The sequence below is a fragment of the Listeria aquatica genome, assembly GCF_014223975.1.
GTDB lineage: Bacteria > Bacillota > Bacilli > Lactobacillales > Listeriaceae > Listeria > Listeria aquatica.
In genome coordinates, this window is the sequence record NZ_JAARRM010000005.1 from 18,604 (window position 1) to 34,550 (window position 15,947).

Consider the following 15,947-nt stretch of genomic DNA (forward strand, 5'->3'; position numbering starts at 1 on the left):
AGCCCTTCTTGAAAGGCGCAGCAGTTAAGGCTTTTTTTATTCCGCAATAAAAGTTTCTACTTGTTTCATAAGTTCATCACAACTCACTGTTCCCGTTATTCGTCCCTTCACTTCACCATCCACGATTACAAATGAATTCGGGATTCCTTTGACTTTAAACCGATCAGCAATTTTTCTTTGCTTATCGACGTTGACTTTAACAACTTGAATATCCTCATTTTCTCTTTCTGCATACTGATCCAAAGTTAACCAAAAACAGCGACACGGCGCACACCACTCTGCCCAGAAATTAAGTAAAATTTTTGAATGACTGGCAATAATCTGATCAAAGTCGTCTTCTTTTGCATGTATAATCGCCACATTTCTCACCTCTCGATTCAGATTATGCCATTCCATCTGAATCGTCAAGCGAACAAGCTTAACTGTTCATTTTTTAACAATCTCCCGATATTTTCGTAACCCCGCAAAGATAAATAATAAAATACCAAACGCTGCCGCAAGTGCTGTCCCCGCAAAATCGAAAAATAAATCTCCAGACATATTTCCCGCACCATTAAAAGCTGCAATAACTCGTTTAAAATCAAGCGAAGCGCTAAATAAGCTACCTACAAATAGCAAGAAAATCAAGAAAATCTGTCCGCAAATGCTACCTAGTTTTGTCCACCTGCTTCGAAGTAATAAACTGGCATCTTGCATTTCATTTGCGGCAGTAGCATACGCTGATCGATTTAGATGACGACTTAGCATTGATAAAAACAGAGAAGCGCCAAAAATTCCAATACTGATGCTGGTCCAACTCGGTATGACAATCAAAACAAAACTTAAAGCAATTCCTAGACTGTATAAATATAAAATAGGGCGTTTCCCCCACGCTTTCTTAACAAGCGGCTCTACTGCAAGTGAAAAGAGAGTTCCTAAGAAATAAACCATATAAACGCCAAACAACATAAACTTGAAATTGTTTTCGGCAAGCGCCACAAATGTTCCGTAAAGCAATGAAAAACTCATTACAGCACCTTGAGCAAAAGAGAAATATAAAATCCACGGCGCTAGCTTCAGTTTCATTTTTGGCATTAAATAAAGACCCGCACCAACGAAAATCAAAATACCCGCTAAAGCGGCTGAAAATACCCAGAACACATAATCTGTAGACTCGATAGTTCGAGCTTCTTTAAATAGAAATAGAATAAATGATGCAGCAAAAAAAACAAGAAATGGGCGAATTAGAAAGGCATCTCCAGTTCGTGTCTTCACTTCATAATTAGGCAAGCGACTAACAAAATAAAATGTAATCAAGAGGAGCACTGCGTAAAAAAGAAAGGCCAGACTAGGATAAAGAAATTGGGCTAAAATCCCCCCAATAACAAGGGCTAAGATAATTACAAAAAGCGCTCGCAAATAGTTATTATTAGACATTTTTCTACCATAATAAAAATGGTCATGGTATTGCAAAGTAATATAAACTGGGAGCGCCATACTACTTGATATCCCAATCAATATAGCCCCAATTTCAATCCAAAGAGCGTCAAAAGAGCCAAGACTAGCTAATACTGATCCAACAATCCCCATAGCGATTAAAACTTGTAAAAGCGACTTTGCCTTTGCTTGATAATTAAAGGCATTAAACAAGAAAGTTCCTGTTGATTTAAAGACATAAAAAATAATTAATGACGCATAACCATTTAGCCAACCATGATATAAGTTTCCAACTAGAATAAAAAATAAATAAGGCATGAATACCGTTGCATTCATAACGGCATACATGAAAAATTTTCCTTTTGGCTCCATCTTTAACTCCTCAATTCTACGCAAAGAGTCCAATATGTTTCACGTGAAACAATTTAGATTCATTTGGCATATTTCAACAACCTTGCGACATTCTCAGCTGTCCTTACTAAATTTTGTTCGGCATCCCGGCGCACCTCCGAAAAGGTACTCACTGAAGCAACACTTGGAAAAATAGCCGTCATTCCCTGCTGATAAAGTTTTTCACTATCCTTCGTTACACTTCCGCAAATAGCAATAACCGGAATCCCATCAGGTACCGCCCGTGCGACACCAAGTGGCGCCTTTCCACTTGACGTTTGTCCATCCATTCTGCCCTCACCAACGACAACAAAATCCGCATCAGTACATATTTCTTTAAGCTGCAGCTGCTCAATTACATAGTCAATTCCAAGTTTTAGTTCAGCCGATGCAAATTTAAGAAGACCCGCGCCCATTCCTCCTCCAGCCCCCACTCCTGGAGTCTTTGGAACACCAAAAAAGCGGTTATAGAAAGTTTCCATCGCTTGATCGACCTGAGGCATCTCTGCTTCATTTAATCCCTTTTGCCCGCCAAACACAAAGGTAGCGCCATTTGGACCTGTAAGAGGATTTGTTACATCGGTGATGACACGAATTTTTGTTTGAGCTAACTGCGTCCTCACTTTGTTGTTTTTCATTGTGTGAATTCGCGATAAATTCTTTCCAATAGGTGAAACAGGGTTTCCCAATTCATCGAAAAATTCGTATCCAAGTCCCGCTGCCATACCAATTCCGCCATCATTGGAAGCGGTCCCCCCAACCCCGATAATGATTTCCTTAGCGCCTTGATCCATCGCATAGTTCATCATCTCTCCGACTCCTCTCGTTGAAACGGTGAGCGGATCACGCTTGTTTTCTGGTACAAGTTGCAATCCACAAATCTCAGCCATTTCAATGAAAGCCGTTTGTCCAGCATGAATGAAAGCGATCTGCGCGTTTACCGGCTCTAAAAATGGCCCGGTAACAGAAACTATTCTTCGTTCAGTATGCAAAGTTTTAGCCAGCACGTCAAGCGTGCCTTCTCCGCCATCACCAACAGGCAAAAGATGATATTCCACCTCAGGAAAGACACGCAGGAACCCCTTTTGAATGGCTGTTGCCGCTTTATCAGCAGACAGCGTTTCTTTAAAAGAATCTGGAGCGATGACGATTTTCATTGCGGAACCTCCTTTTTTGTTCTATCATATCATTTTTTACAAAAAAACAAAGCCCTAATCTTTAGTTGACAGCTTGCCTCTCAATCGTTATTATAAAATTAAACTTGGTCCTGTAGCTCAGTTGGGAGAGTATCACCTTGACATGGTGGGGGTCGCTGGTTCGAGACCAGTCGGGACCATTAAAAAACAGGCAAGAAACTAGAAAATAAGGTTTCTTGCCTGTTTTTATGTATTAAGATTTAGTTTCTTTATGCAGTAGTTCGCGAACCCGCTTAGGACTAACTAAAAATGATGTAAGTAGAATAAATGGAAAGAACTGTAGTGGAAAAACGAACAGCAAAATAGAGCTAGTAAGAAGCGGGCTGCCGACAATTCGAGAACAGCTGGCAGCAACAAAAATAGTCAGTAAAAATCCAATGTGCCCATCAAGTGGCCAAGTGACAACGTAGCCCATCACGCTACTCGCAAAAATAGCCGGGAAGATTAACCCCCCTTTCCAGCCAGTATTTACACAAATTGCAGCAAGAAGTGGTTTTCCAAGTGCAATTAGTAGCAAAAACAGCCAACTATACGTTGTTACTTCGCTCGACATCTCAATCAGCTGATGTTCTCCTGAAAACAGAAAGTAAGAAGATACCATCCCTAAAAGCCCAATGCTTATACCTCCAATTAACGCAAGCACCCACTTATTTTGCACAAATCGTAATCCTCGCTTTACGAGCGTTTCGAGACCATTAAAATAAAAAGCGAAACAAACGCCAAGAATGATAACTGGAAGTGCAAAAATGAGATTTTGCCAATTCCAAATAGAATGATCTGATAGTCGAATGCCAAAGATGCTTTCTGGAAGCGGCAAAAGATGTTTTACTAAAACAAAGGCACCAAGCGCACAAAACGAAGCTACAATTGAAAGTAAATAACGTAACCAACTAGGTAATTTTCTTTCTACTGGATTTTTATGTTCAATATCTTGGACGACCCCGTTAAAAGGTGCTAGGAAAATAACCGACATCATCGCACCGATTCCTAAATTTACGAGTTCCTCTTTGCTCGCTAAATTAATCCGCAAATGTTCAACTAGCCAAGTTATCATCGCGCCGACCATGCCAACTAAAGCAGCTTCCGGACCTAAACTTGCTCCGAAAGAAAGAATAATCCACGCGGCAAGAATCGTTTTCCATAGCCGATTTTTGTATTCGATTCGTCCTGTTTTTCTAAATTCGGCCATGTTTTCGTGCATCGTATATGGGAAAGCACCAAGTTTCGTTTGGATAAGACCAACAAGAATCCCCCCTATTATGCCAATGATTAGCGGATACAAACTTGGTTCGTGCAAACTTTTCGGTAACTTTTCCCAAATAAAATCTGTTGAAAAATGGACGATTGCTAAAAACAAGGCAGCGACAACACCAATCACCGCACTTAGTACTAACGTATAGCCACTTAATACTACAGAAACTTTTTTCATTCTGTTCCCCCCAGAAATTGAAGCCATTCTTTTATTTTTTGCCCGAAAAACATAAGTTTAAACCGGTGTTCTGAACGAAACTACCTTTTGACGATCCGTTCTCAAATAAAAATCACCTCACGCTAAAACATGTGAGATGATTTTTTCAGCTTATTTATTTTTTTTATTCGCTTCTTTATCCAAAGCTTTCTTTACCTCTTGGTTCACCTTATCTTCATACTCGTCACTATACGTTTTCGAATCTTGAATTAACTGATCACAAAATATAGCGACATCTTTTCCAGTGACAGTAAGCACCTCATCACCTCTTGCTGCGCCCTCTTCGAAAAGTTCCAAAACAGCAGAAAGCGGCTTAATTCCATCTACAAGTTCCATTGGTCCAACTTTAAAAAGATACTTTTGGATTTCCTTATAAACCACCTTGTAATCTCGCGGCAGAGCATTTACACGCGCCATATGTTTGCGCCATTCCTTCTTCTCAGCCAGAATTTCCTGTAAACTCATTTTCACCCCTCCTATTGATTCAATTTTTTCGCAACATTTTTATTAAGTTGATCGCGCCACTTGTCACGTAATGACTTCGCTCCCTCTTCGGAAGCGAGCGCCACACAAAATCCTTTTACATCGTTTCCCAAAATTTCCTGCGCATGTTGTCCATCCGCTGCCGTTTCCTCAAACCAACTGAGCACTCCCCCAAGAATTGGGATAAGGTTACGACCTGTAAAGTCGGCGTGCCCCATGAGGTTCAATGTGATTTCTTCCCAAGCTGCCTGATAATCATCCGGCAATTTTTCAACTCGCGACTTAAAATCATTCAAATCTCTTGTAATATCATTTCCTGTAATTCTATCCCAGAAATTCATGCTTGTTCCTCCTTCAATTTATTAATTTTCGACGAAACAAACTCCCATTTTTTCCAAAAATTTTCTAGTTCTTCTCGACCTGCATCGCTAAGCGAATAAAACTTTCGTACGGGACCCATTGTCGATTTTTTCTTGGTTATTTCAACGAGTTCTTTCTTTTCAAGCCGCAGGAGAATTGTATAGACCGTTCCCTCTACAATATCTTCAAAACCCGATTCCTGTAAAATCTTCGTAATTTCATAACCATAAGTTTCTTTGCGATTAATGATTTCAAGGATAATTCCCTCAAGAACTCCCTTTAACATTTCAGTTATTCCATTCATAATTTGTCATCTGTCCTACGTGCAAACAGATTTTCCTCCTTCCCATCAACTATATAGTATTGTTAAGTTCTACTACATAGTAATACAATATAGAAAGTTTGTCAACTAGTTAAAATTAATTTCTATAAAGCAGTGGAAAAAATGTTTCTATCATTGAAGCAAAAAATAAATCAAGTTCTAGAGAGTCATCTAAATTAATATAAAATGCTTAAAGCACTATCCCTTGTAATACATCGCTATAGACTTTTTCCACACAAAAAAAGTTGAACTTGATAAGCAATCAAGTTCAACTTTTCCAATTCATCTAATTTACTCATTCACTGCTTCCATGGCGTCCTTAGGTGTGCCAAAGAAGTAAGTTAAAACAAAACCACCAAGATAAGCAGCAAGAAGACCGATAACATAACCTAGCCAGTGTCCCCCTGCAATTAATGGAATTAGTGCTACCCCAGATGGGCCAATAGCAATGGCGCCAATGTTTCCAAAAGCCCCAATAACTGCGCCCCCAATTCCACCACCTAAACAAGCGGTAATAAATGGCCGTCCAAGCGGAACCGTAACCCCGTAAATAAGTGGTTCACCAATTCCCAAGATCCCGACAGGAAGTCCACCTTTAATCATATTTACAAGCGGTTTGTTTTTCCGACAACGAATCCAAAGTGCAATCGAAGCTCCAACCTGTCCGCCGCCAGCCATTGCTAAAATTGGAAGGAGTAATGTCGCACCCGTTTGCGCAATCATTTCCACGTGAATAGGCGTCAACACTTGATGCAAACCTAACATCACCATCGGTAGGAAGAATGTGCCGAGTACAAAGCCCGAGAATAGCCCACCGACTTCAATCGTCCAATTAATCGCCGAAACCAGTCCTTCTGAAATTAATCCTGCAACTGGCATGATCAGGAAAATCGTAATAAGCCCCATTACAAGCATAACAATCGTTGGCGTCACAATAATATCAATAGCATTCGGAATAAATTTGCGCAAGCTCTTTTCAAGCACACACATTAACCAAACTGCAAATAAAACACCAATAATTCCACCTTGTCCCGGTAAAATCGCATCTCCTGTAAAAATATTTGTGATCGTATGCCCATCAGCAAGCCCCGATAACATTGTAATACCGGCAATTCCACCACCTAAAACTGGTGTTCCACCAAATTCATTTGCTGTATTAATCCCAACATAAATCGAAAGAAACGCGAAAATCCCTTTATTAATAACACCCAAAATATCCACATACTGAGTCCATGTTCCTGCGTCTAAATTCCCAGCTGTGATATTATTCGTCAAAATCGCTGCAATACCAGCAATTAAACCCGCTCCAACAAAACCAGGAATCAACGGTACGAAAATGTTCGAAATGGATTTTAGCAACTTCTTAAAACTCGATTGATTATTTTGTTTAGCTTTCATACTTGCCTTCGTTGCAGCTGCTTTTTCTTCCACCAATTCTTTCCCAGATTTTTGGTCCGCATCCAAATTTTCATTGATGACTTCGCCGATCTTTACGCCAGCTTCTTCTGCCATCGCTGCTGCGACTTTATTAACGACTCCCGGTCCAACAATAACTTGTAAGGTCTCATCCTCCACAACACCTAAAACACCAGGAACTTTTTTCAATTGATCTAAATCCACTTTTTCTGGGTCACGAATCCCTAATCGAACTCGTGTCATACAATGTGCAATCCGCGAAACATTTTCCTTGCCGCCCACATTTTCAAAGATTTTTCTGCCGATTTCTGCTTCCTTTGACACCCTACTCAACCCCTTAAATTGTTTTTCTTACAAAACCATTTGAAGCTTCAAGTTTTTGTTCAGCAGCTTCTTTACTGCTTCCCGTCAAAATCATAACAATCGCCGTTTTCACTTGTTTTCCAGCATTGAAATAAACTTTTTCCGCCATTTCATAGCTACATTCCGTCGCTTCCATGATAATTCGTTTAGCGCGTTCCTCCAGTTTTTCATTCGTTGGTTTCACATCCACCATCAAGTTCTTGTAAACTTTGCCGATCCCAACCATTGAAGCCGTCGAAATCATGTTCAAAATTAATTTCTGTGCCGTTCCTGCTTTAAGCCGAGTTGACCCAGTTAAAACCTCCGCTCCAGGTACGACTTCAACTGCGATTTCCGCATGTTGCGAGATGGCAGCGTCTTTGTTACAAGAAATCGCAGCCGCCGTAGCCCCAATATTTCGTGCATAATCCAAGCCACCAATCACATAAGGCGTCCGGCCGCTCGCGGCAATTCCAATAACCGTATCCAAATCCGTAAGAGAAATACCTTCTAAATCTGCTTTACCAAGCTCGGTAGAATCTTCCGCGCCTTCAACTGCTTCAACAAATGCCTTGTCTCCTCCAGCAATCAGCCCGACCACTTGCTCCTTCCTAACACCAAATGTTGGTACACATTCAACCGCATCGAGTACGCCTAGCCGTCCACTTGTACCAGCTCCCATATAAATAAGCCTACCTCCCCGGTTAAAACTTGAAATGGCAGCCCTTACAATTTTGGCAATTTCAGGAAGCGCTGGCTTTATGCTCGTTGCAACCGTTCCATCTTCTTCATTCATAATAGATAAGATTTCCTCAACTTTTAATGTATCTAAGTTAAGCGTTTTCAAATTTTGCTTTTCTGTGGATAAATTTTCAAGCATTCCGATCACTCCTCACAAACTGATTATAAAACTTTTGAAATAAAATTTCAATACTTTATTTTATTTTTGTAATATTTAATTGAAATTTTATTTCACAAGTCATATACTTAGTAATAAGAATGGAGGTTATAAAATGTTAGGAATTAGTCTTTATTTACAGGATTTGGATAACGTTTCAGAAACTGTTCAAACTGCCCATCAAAATGGATTTTCATCCATCTTCAGTTCACTACATATTCCAGAAGAAAGTAAAATAGATTACCGAGCTCGTCTAGAAGAATTAGGCAAAGCCGCTCAAGAAAACAATATGACTCTCATCTTAGATATTTCAGAAAATGCGTTAAAGAAAATTCAACTAAGCTTTGAAAATGCAGAAGCAATCCATGAAATAGGCGTAACCGGCTTACGAATTGATTATGGGATCGGCATTCAGCAAATTGCTTTACTCTCACAAAAAGTAACCGTTTATTTAAATGCTAGTACCATAGATCAACCTTTTTTAGATGAGTTAAAAGAAGCTCACGCCCATATGGAAAATATCGAAGCTTTCCACAACTACTATCCAAAACCAGAAACTGGTTTAAGCGAAGCCTTTTTCAATCAAAAAAACCACTTTCTGCACGGAAATGGTCTCAAAATTTCGGCTTTCGTACCAGGTGATTCTCAAAAACGTTTACCTCTTTATGCGGGGCTGCCAACTTTGGAAAAGCATCGTTTTGCAAGTCCTTACGCGGCCACTTTGGAACTATTTTCCTTAGCAGTTGACCATGTTTACATTGGTGATCCCGCACTCGATCCTTTACATTTTCCATTTTGGCAAAATCTCGCTTTTGATAACACGGTCTCCCTTGAAGCAGAATTAGCTGATTTTGTCCCAACCCCAATAAAAAAACACCTCATTCAAGGAGACCAAAATCGAATGGACGACGCGCGCGATTTAATTCGGTTAGAAAAGAGTCGAATTTGCTTCAACACGCTTCTATTAGCAGTGAGACAAACAACTAGTCGACCAGTTGGAACCATTACTATTGATAATCAAAAATATGGGCGTTATTCTGGTGAAATCTGCATCACAAAAGTTCCTTTAGAAGCTAACGAGAAAATTAATTGTATTGGTCAAATTAAGCCATCCTACCTTGATTGCCTCCCCTATATTTCTGCTGGTCAAAAAATAAAATTGCGCTTTAATGAAAAAAGCCGCATTTGATTTTATTCAAATGCGGCTTTTTTATTTACTTTTCTCGAAAACGATTAGTTGCTTCTCGTGATTTTTTAATATGCGTAATCATTTCATCATATTGTTTCGATGCAAAATAATAAAACAAAATGTCAATGACTAACAGCTGTGCCTGTCTGGAACTCGTTGCTGTACTTCGCATTTCAGCTTCAGGAGCCCGAGATGTTTCAAGCACAAAATCCGAAATGGTTTTCAACTTATTATTTCCAATTCGTGTTAAACTAACCACCTTCAAACCACTTTGTTTCGCTTCATTTGCAAGTTCAAGCACCTGAGAAGTTTCCCCGCTGTTGGAAACTGCAAAAAACAAACTATTTTCTTTTCCAGATGAAAAAGCCATAGCAAGAACATGCGGATCTTGCGACAAGAATACATTTTTCCCTGCACGCAACCACTTTTGAGCAATATCTTCTGCAATAAGCCACGAAGCCCCAACGCCATAAGCATAAATTGTTACAGCTTGTTCCATCTCAGCGCACACTTGGATAATAGCCTCTTCTTTTAATTGGCTTGCCGTATCTTGCGTTGTTTGATTAACATTTGAAACCAACTTTTCACGAATCGAATCAAAGGATTCACTTGGTTCAATATCATAGTATCCTGTCCTATTAGGCATTGCTAATTCCATAGAAAGCTGTCGTTTCAACTCCGGAAAACTATCTAGATTTAACGATTTTGAAAATCGAATAACAGCTGCCGCACTTGTCTCTGCTTTCTTAGCAAGACTTTGTACCGATGCCTTTACAGCAAAATTAGGTTCATTTAAAATCGCCTGCCCTACTTTTTGCTCCGACTTAGGCAACGTATCAAGAATTCCACTTATAAGATTGATAATACTTCCATTTGTCATAGCCATTTCTTCCTTGTTTTTTCTTTGATTATATCATAAAATTCGTTTTTGAAATAAAATTTTAATTTGAAGCATCTAGTTAGACAACTTGAAAATCAATTCTTCTCAACCTATAATTAAATATAAAGTTCTAATTGTTTCACGTGAAACATCGAAAGGAGAATCTATATTGGTCGAAACAAATTTACGGTTCAATACCCAACTCCATACGATTTTCCTCTTTTTTGGAAAAGCCTCAATCGAAACGGTTTCTTTCATTGAACAGCAATTCATGCCTGCCTTAAGAAATGATGAGCCTTCCAAAAATTACTATACAACCATTCAGTTTTTCCCCGACACAGAACAAATAAACTTTCTAAACGACTTAAATAAAGCCACCACATTCCCAGCTTCGGCTGATTATATTTTAATTCAAATGGAAGAAGAACCTTCTACTTTATTACAAGAAAACATAGAAAAAATGGCAAAAGAAAACCAATATCAACTCGAAGCCATCTTTTTAAATTCACCATCCAAACCGGTAAGCTCACAGTTTTCTAATCAACATACATTCACTTTACCGATCTCAAACTTTTCGGTTCAATCAAATGGCGATCAACTCAAAAAATATCTCCTTGAGCCTGAAAAAACCTACCATATCATTGGTGACACTCATGAATGTTTAGAAGAACTTATGGCCTTGCTAGAAAAAAGTGGATTCAGCTTCAACTCATCAGGAAAAATCATAGAGCGACCTGACCCCTCTCACCAATTTATTTTGCTTGGCGATTCGATCGATAAAGGAAAAAACACGAAAGCTATTCTTGAATTCCTTTATTTAAACTTGGAGCACTTTTATTTTGTAATTGGAAATCATGAATCCTTTGTGCATCATTATTTGCAAGGAAAAATTAAGAATGCCAATGAAGAAATCGTTTCCCGTTTTTTTGATTCCATTCCTGTGCTCGAAAAAGATCCTGATTTACATGTCAAATTTAATACACTTGTCGAACATTCTGCGCCCTTTTATAGACTTATCTCAGATCGAGCTTCCCTTTATGCTACCCATGCACCATGCAAAAACAAGTATCTTGGCAAACTCGATAAAAAGTCCTTACGAAAAATGCGCAATTTTCATCTAGACCGAACTAGACCCACAGAAGAACAATTGCTATTTTTGCTTGAAGAGGCGAACGAAAATCATCCTTATCATTTTTTCGGTCATGTTGCCGCAAAGAATGCTTTCCGATTAAAAAATAAAATCCATCTGGATACCGGTTGTATTCATGGAAATTTACTTACAGAAGCCGTGCTAATGCCAAATGGAAAACTAACTACATGCTCGATTCCATCGAATCACCATGATGATTTTCAAGCACAACTCCCTATTTTATTCCAATAAAAAAGCCACGCAAAATTTTGCGTGGCTTTTTCGTTTAACGTGCTGGTTTAATCACTACATAGCGGTAAGGATCGCGTCCTTCCGAATGCGTTTCTATTTTTTCATTTTCACTTAAAACAGCATGAATAATTTTTCTTTCAAAAGATGGCATCGGCTCTAAATGAACAGCACTTTTTGTTTTTAGTGCTTTCCCGGCCATTTTTTCTGCAAGATTAGAGAGTGTTTCATAGCGGCGTTCACGATAATCACCGACATTGACAAAGATATTTCTAAACTGCTCACTTTGTTTATTGGCAATTAGTTGAGTCAAGTATTGCAAAGAATTAAGAGTTTGACCATGTTTTCCAATCAAAACTCCAAGGTTTTCACCAGAAATTTGCACGTAAACATCTTTTCCCTCTTCCTTTGCCTCGAGTGAGATCTCTGCCCCCATCTTCTTAGCAACATCCAAAATATATTCCGTGACGATTTTTACACTGTTTTCTTTTTCAATAACCTTGACCATCGCAAGACGCGAACCGATTCCAAAAATGCCTTTTTTACCTTCATCCATGATTTCAACTTCAACTTGATCACGGTTTAGTTCTAGTTCTTTTAGCCCATTTTGAATCGCTTCTTCAACGGTTTGACCTTGTGCAGTTATATCTCTCACTTTCTCTTCTTACCTCCTCTTTTTGAAGCTTTCATATGTTCTGCTTTTTTCTTCAAACGAGCTTCTTCAGCTTTAGCAGCTTCTTCAGCTTGTTGTAGTTTTTTGGCTTTAAAAGGATTATTAATCAAAAGTGTTTGGAAGACCGTGAAAATATTCCCGATGATCCAGTATAGAGCAAGCGCTGATGGAAGTGTGATCCCCATAAATAAAATCATAACTGGCATGAAATAAATCATCATCGCCATCGTTTTATTTTGTTGTGTTTGTCCCATCATGGAAATTTTTGATGACAGGAATGTTGTTATCGCAGCTATAATCGGTAAGATATAAAATGGATCAGGCTGACCGAGTGTCATCCATAAAAATGAATCCGTCTTAATTTCAGCTGTTCGGCTAATCGCTTGATAAAAACCAATCAAAATTGGCATTTGAATAATAAGCGGCAAACAACCCATCATCGGATTAATATTATGCTCTTGATACAAGCGCATCGTTTCTTGCTGCAATTTTTGCTTTGTTTCATTATCTTTAGAAGCATATTTTCCTTGCAGCTCTTTAAGTAAAGGTTGAACTTTCATCATTTCTTTTTGGCTTTTTAGCTGTTTAATCATAAGTGGCATAATAATTAAGCGAATAATAATCGTAACAACGATAATTCCAACCGCATAATTGCCACCGAAGGCATCAGCAAACCATCTTATCACCCAAGATAATGGAAAGACAATGTAATGACTCCAGAATCCTGGTGAGTCTTTTGTGATTGGATCAGTTGAGTAGCCACAACCTGAAAGTACAGTGACTAAAGCAATGACAAGTCCGATCACGAAAAGTTTTTTCTTCAGGTTCTTTTTCTTCTTCAACAAGTGTAACCTCCCCGCCTTTTTTTAATTTCCAATTCATTTTGAACCGCTCGTTCTGGTCTTTTTCAATACTTTTGTAATTTTTAAGACGTGAATCAAACTTTTCTTAATTTCATGAAAATCCATATTGGCCGCCGGTTTTCGGGCGATAATAATATAATCATTTCCTTGTTCGATCTCCTCTTCAAGCTCATGGAATGTCTGTCTAATACAACGTTTCACATGATTTCTGCAAACGGCATTGCCAATTTTTTTGCTGACAGAAAGACCAATTCGGAAATGCGTATCTTCCTTTTCTCTTCTTAATTTATACACGACAAATTGTCGATTGGCAAATGACTTCCCTTTCTTAAACACTCGTTGAAATTCATCATTCTTTTTGATCCGATATTCTTTTTTCATATAGTCTCCCATCTTTTTGCGTGTGTTGTCCGCTTTCAATCAAAAATGGATTTTTTCCATAAAAACAATAAAAAAACCACTGAGCCGTATCAGTGGTCTACGCAGATAATACTTTTCTTCCTTTACGACGACGTGCTGCTAACACTCTGCGGCCGTTTTTAGAACTCATACGTGCACGGAAACCGTGTACTTTTTTTCTTTTACGTTTGCTTGGTTGATATGTTCTTTTCACTTTGTAACACCTCCCATTATATGGGTCCAATTGATTTAAATCTATTAGACAGTCTTAAATATTGTACGGAAATAAACGTTTTTTGTCAATAGAGCACGAAAAAACTTCGCCCTTAATCATATCATATTTCAAAGTTTAAAAAAACCCTCTTTTATAGGAAAAAGCAAAATTTTACTTCACACTTTTTCTCAACTTCTTAAAAAGGTTTGTTTGCTTAAATCACGAATCTGTGGATAATTATGTGAGGTTATCCACTTTTATCCACAGAAGCATAAAAATCAGTTGTGAATAAATAGATAAAGCAAGAAAAATTATAAACTGGTTACACACAAGTTATGCACAACCCCACAGATTGTGGGTAACGTTTTTCTACAAGTGGATAAATTTGTGGACATTTTTTGAAAGTCCTTGATATCAAAGCCTTTTTTTGATAAGATATCAGGTGTTGAATAGTAAATAAGTTGAGGAAAAATAAAGTTATCCACATAATTATTTCTTGTTGTGGATATTTTCTTAACAGGGTCCGGATATCTTTATCCACTATTTTTACCGTTTTGTGGATAACTTTGAAAAAGCGCCCCTGTTATTTTTCTTCCTTAAAATCATTTCCACAGAAAAAGGGAGGGAAATTTTTTGCAGTCTATAGAAGAGATCTGGACACGTGCACTTGAAATTGTTCAAAAGAATATGAGCAAGCCAAGCTATGATACTTGGATGAAATCCACTACTGCACATTCTCTTGAAGACAACACATTTGTCATTTCGGCGCCTAACAATTTTGTTCGTGACTGGCTTGAAAAAAGCTACACGCAGTTCATCGCTAATATTTTACAAGAAGTGACGGGAGCTTCTTATGATGTACGCTTTATTGATGGCGAACAAGAAGAAAATTTTGATTACAAGCCGATTCCCCAAAATCAAAACTTACCGGATGAAAATGATCCTGATAACTCCAAACATATGTTAAATCCAAGATATGTCTTCGATACATTTGTTATTGGTTCCGGTAACAGGTTTGCACATGCAGCTTCGCTTGCCGTAGCAGAAGCACCTGCCAAAGCTTACAATCCACTCTTCATTTATGGAGGCGTTGGACTTGGAAAAACGCATTTGATGCATGCTGTTGGTCACTACGTGCAAGAACACAAAGACAATGCAAATGTGATGTACTTATCCAGCGAAAAATTTACCAATGAATTTATCAGCTCCATTCGCGATAACAAAACAGAAGAATTTCGAACAAAATACCGCAATGTAGACGTACTTTTAATTGATGACATTCAATTTTTAGCCGGTAAAGAAGGAACACAGGAAGAATTTTTCCATACATTTAATGCACTTTACGATGAACAAAAGCAAATCATCATTTCAAGTGACAGACCGCCTAAAGAGATTCCGACTCTTGAAGATAGGCTTCGTTCACGTTTTGAATGGGGGCTGATCACTGATATCACTCCGCCCGATCTTGAAACGCGGATTGCAATTTTGCGGAAAAAAGCGAAAGCGGACGGGCTTGATATTCCAAATGAAGTGATGCTTTACATTGCGAATCAAATTGATTCGAATATTAGGGAACTTGAAGGCGCACTAATTCGTGTTGTTGCTTACTCTTCTCTTGTCAATAAGGACATCACAGCTGGACTTGCAGCGGAAGCTTTAAAGGACATTATTCCAAATGCTAAAACCTCCGTTATCACAATCAGCGGTATCCAAGAAGCTGTTGGTGAGTATTTCCATGTGAAACTCGAAGATTTCAAAGCAAAAAAAAGAACCAAAAGCATTGCCTTTCCTAGACAGATAGCTATGTACATGTCACGGGAGTTAACTGATGCTTCACTTCCAAAAATTGGAGATGAATTTGGTGGTCGTGATCACACAACTGTCATTCATGCTCACGAAAAAATTTCGCAGATGCTTAAAAGCGATCAAGTTTTAAAAAGTGATATTCAAGAAATAGAAAAAAATCTGCGTAAAAATTAATCTGTGGATACTGTGGATAACTGAACACTAGTTTTCCACTGGTTATACACATGTGGAAAACTTAGAAGAAAAATGGTTTC

At 38.4% G+C, this 15,947-nt stretch carries 17 protein-coding genes and 1 tRNA gene; 4 read left to right on the top strand and 14 right to left on the bottom strand.

Going from position 1 to position 15,947, the window contains the following annotated elements; translation table 11 throughout:
* Positions 1-36: 36 nt before the first annotated feature.
* The 3 genes from HB912_RS10920 to HB912_RS10930 all read right to left on the bottom strand — a co-directional run bounded on the left by HB912_RS10920 (position 37) and on the right by HB912_RS10930 (position 2,963).
* Complete coding sequence (locus tag HB912_RS10920) at positions 37-360, bottom strand: thioredoxin family protein (RefSeq protein WP_036073956.1); 324 nt, start codon at positions 358-360, stop codon at positions 37-39.
* Between the two features lie 66 nt (positions 361-426).
* A complete protein-coding gene (locus HB912_RS10925; RefSeq protein ID WP_185374543.1) occupies positions 427-1,788 on the bottom strand; it encodes a hypothetical protein in 1,362 nt (453 codons plus the stop codon).
* A 59-nt stretch (positions 1,789-1,847) separates the two neighbouring features.
* Entirely contained in the window at positions 1,848-2,963 is a 1,116-nt protein-coding gene (locus HB912_RS10930) for a glycerate kinase (protein ID WP_185374545.1), read from the bottom strand.
* A gap of 106 nt (positions 2,964-3,069) precedes the next feature.
* Between HB912_RS10930 and HB912_RS10935 the strand changes: the two genes are divergently transcribed.
* A tRNA-Val gene (locus HB912_RS10935) sits at positions 3,070-3,142 on the top strand.
* Positions 3,143-3,195: 53 nt separating this feature from the next.
* Here HB912_RS10935 and HB912_RS10940 read toward each other — a convergent pair.
* The 6 genes from HB912_RS10940 to murQ all read right to left on the bottom strand — a co-directional run bounded on the left by HB912_RS10940 (position 3,196) and on the right by murQ (position 8,273).
* On the bottom strand, positions 3,196-4,431 hold the full coding sequence (locus tag HB912_RS10940; protein ID WP_185374547.1) for a chloride channel protein: 1,236 nt from the start codon (positions 4,429-4,431) through the stop codon (positions 3,196-3,198).
* 150 nt (positions 4,432-4,581) lie between these two features.
* Positions 4,582-4,935, bottom strand: a complete 354-nt coding sequence (locus HB912_RS10945) for a DUF1048 domain-containing protein (protein ID WP_185374549.1) — start codon at positions 4,933-4,935, stop codon at positions 4,582-4,584.
* 11 nt (positions 4,936-4,946) lie between these two features.
* Complete coding sequence (locus tag HB912_RS10950) at positions 4,947-5,294, bottom strand: DUF1048 domain-containing protein (protein ID WP_185374551.1); 348 nt, start codon at positions 5,292-5,294, stop codon at positions 4,947-4,949.
* Positions 5,291-5,617: a PadR family transcriptional regulator gene (locus HB912_RS10955; protein WP_036073948.1), complete on the bottom strand. Its 327-nt coding sequence runs from the start codon at positions 5,615-5,617 to the stop codon at positions 5,291-5,293. Before HB912_RS10955 ends, HB912_RS10950 begins: the two co-directional genes overlap by 4 nt.
* A 309-nt stretch (positions 5,618-5,926) precedes the next feature.
* A complete protein-coding gene (locus HB912_RS10960; RefSeq protein WP_185374553.1) occupies positions 5,927-7,375 on the bottom strand; it encodes a PTS transporter subunit EIIC in 1,449 nt (482 codons plus the stop codon).
* 13 nt (positions 7,376-7,388) lie between these two features.
* Entirely contained in the window at positions 7,389-8,273 is an 885-nt protein-coding gene (gene murQ / locus HB912_RS10965) for an N-acetylmuramic acid 6-phosphate etherase (protein WP_185374555.1), read from the bottom strand.
* Between the two features lie 133 nt (positions 8,274-8,406).
* Between murQ and HB912_RS10970 the strand changes: the two genes are divergently transcribed.
* A complete protein-coding gene (locus HB912_RS10970; protein WP_185374557.1) occupies positions 8,407-9,480 on the top strand; it encodes a MupG family TIM beta-alpha barrel fold protein in 1,074 nt (357 codons plus the stop codon).
* 25 nt (positions 9,481-9,505) lie between these two features.
* Here the strand turns inward: HB912_RS10970 and HB912_RS10975 are convergent, their stop codons facing one another.
* Positions 9,506-10,360 (bottom strand): MurR/RpiR family transcriptional regulator, encoded by an 855-nt coding sequence (locus HB912_RS10975; protein WP_185374559.1) that lies wholly within the window; start codon positions 10,358-10,360, stop codon positions 9,506-9,508.
* Between the two features lie 169 nt (positions 10,361-10,529).
* Between HB912_RS10975 and HB912_RS10980 the strand changes: the two genes are divergently transcribed.
* Positions 10,530-11,741: a metallophosphoesterase gene (locus HB912_RS10980; protein WP_185374560.1), complete on the top strand. Its 1,212-nt coding sequence runs from the start codon at positions 10,530-10,532 to the stop codon at positions 11,739-11,741.
* Between the two features lie 34 nt (positions 11,742-11,775).
* Here HB912_RS10980 and jag read toward each other — a convergent pair whose 3' ends face one another.
* The 4 genes from jag to rpmH form a co-directional block, all read right to left on the bottom strand.
* On the bottom strand, positions 11,776-12,393 hold the full coding sequence (gene jag, locus HB912_RS10985) for an RNA-binding cell elongation regulator Jag/EloR (protein WP_036073936.1): 618 nt from the start codon (positions 12,391-12,393) through the stop codon (positions 11,776-11,778).
* Positions 12,390-13,253: a membrane protein insertase YidC gene (gene yidC, locus HB912_RS10990; RefSeq protein WP_036073933.1), complete on the bottom strand. Its 864-nt coding sequence runs from the start codon at positions 13,251-13,253 to the stop codon at positions 12,390-12,392. The genes jag and yidC overlap by 4 nt, the downstream gene beginning before the upstream one ends.
* Before the next feature lie 36 nt (positions 13,254-13,289).
* The gene (rnpA, locus tag HB912_RS10995) at positions 13,290-13,655 is read right to left on the bottom strand and encodes a ribonuclease P protein component (RefSeq protein ID WP_185374562.1); all 366 of its coding nucleotides are present in this window, start codon (positions 13,653-13,655) and stop codon (positions 13,290-13,292) included.
* A 97-nt stretch (positions 13,656-13,752) separates the two neighbouring features.
* Positions 13,753-13,887 carry a 50S ribosomal protein L34 gene (rpmH, locus tag HB912_RS11000; protein ID WP_115753561.1) on the bottom strand — a complete coding sequence of 45 codons (135 nt, stop codon included), beginning with the start codon at positions 13,885-13,887 and terminating at the stop codon, positions 13,753-13,755.
* A gap of 633 nt (positions 13,888-14,520) precedes the next feature.
* On the opposite strand from rpmH, the gene dnaA reads away from it, so the two are divergent.
* Complete coding sequence (gene dnaA / locus HB912_RS11005; RefSeq protein WP_185374564.1) at positions 14,521-15,867, top strand: chromosomal replication initiator protein DnaA; 1,347 nt, start codon at positions 14,521-14,523, stop codon at positions 15,865-15,867.
* The last annotated feature ends 80 nt before the right edge of the window (positions 15,868-15,947 follow it).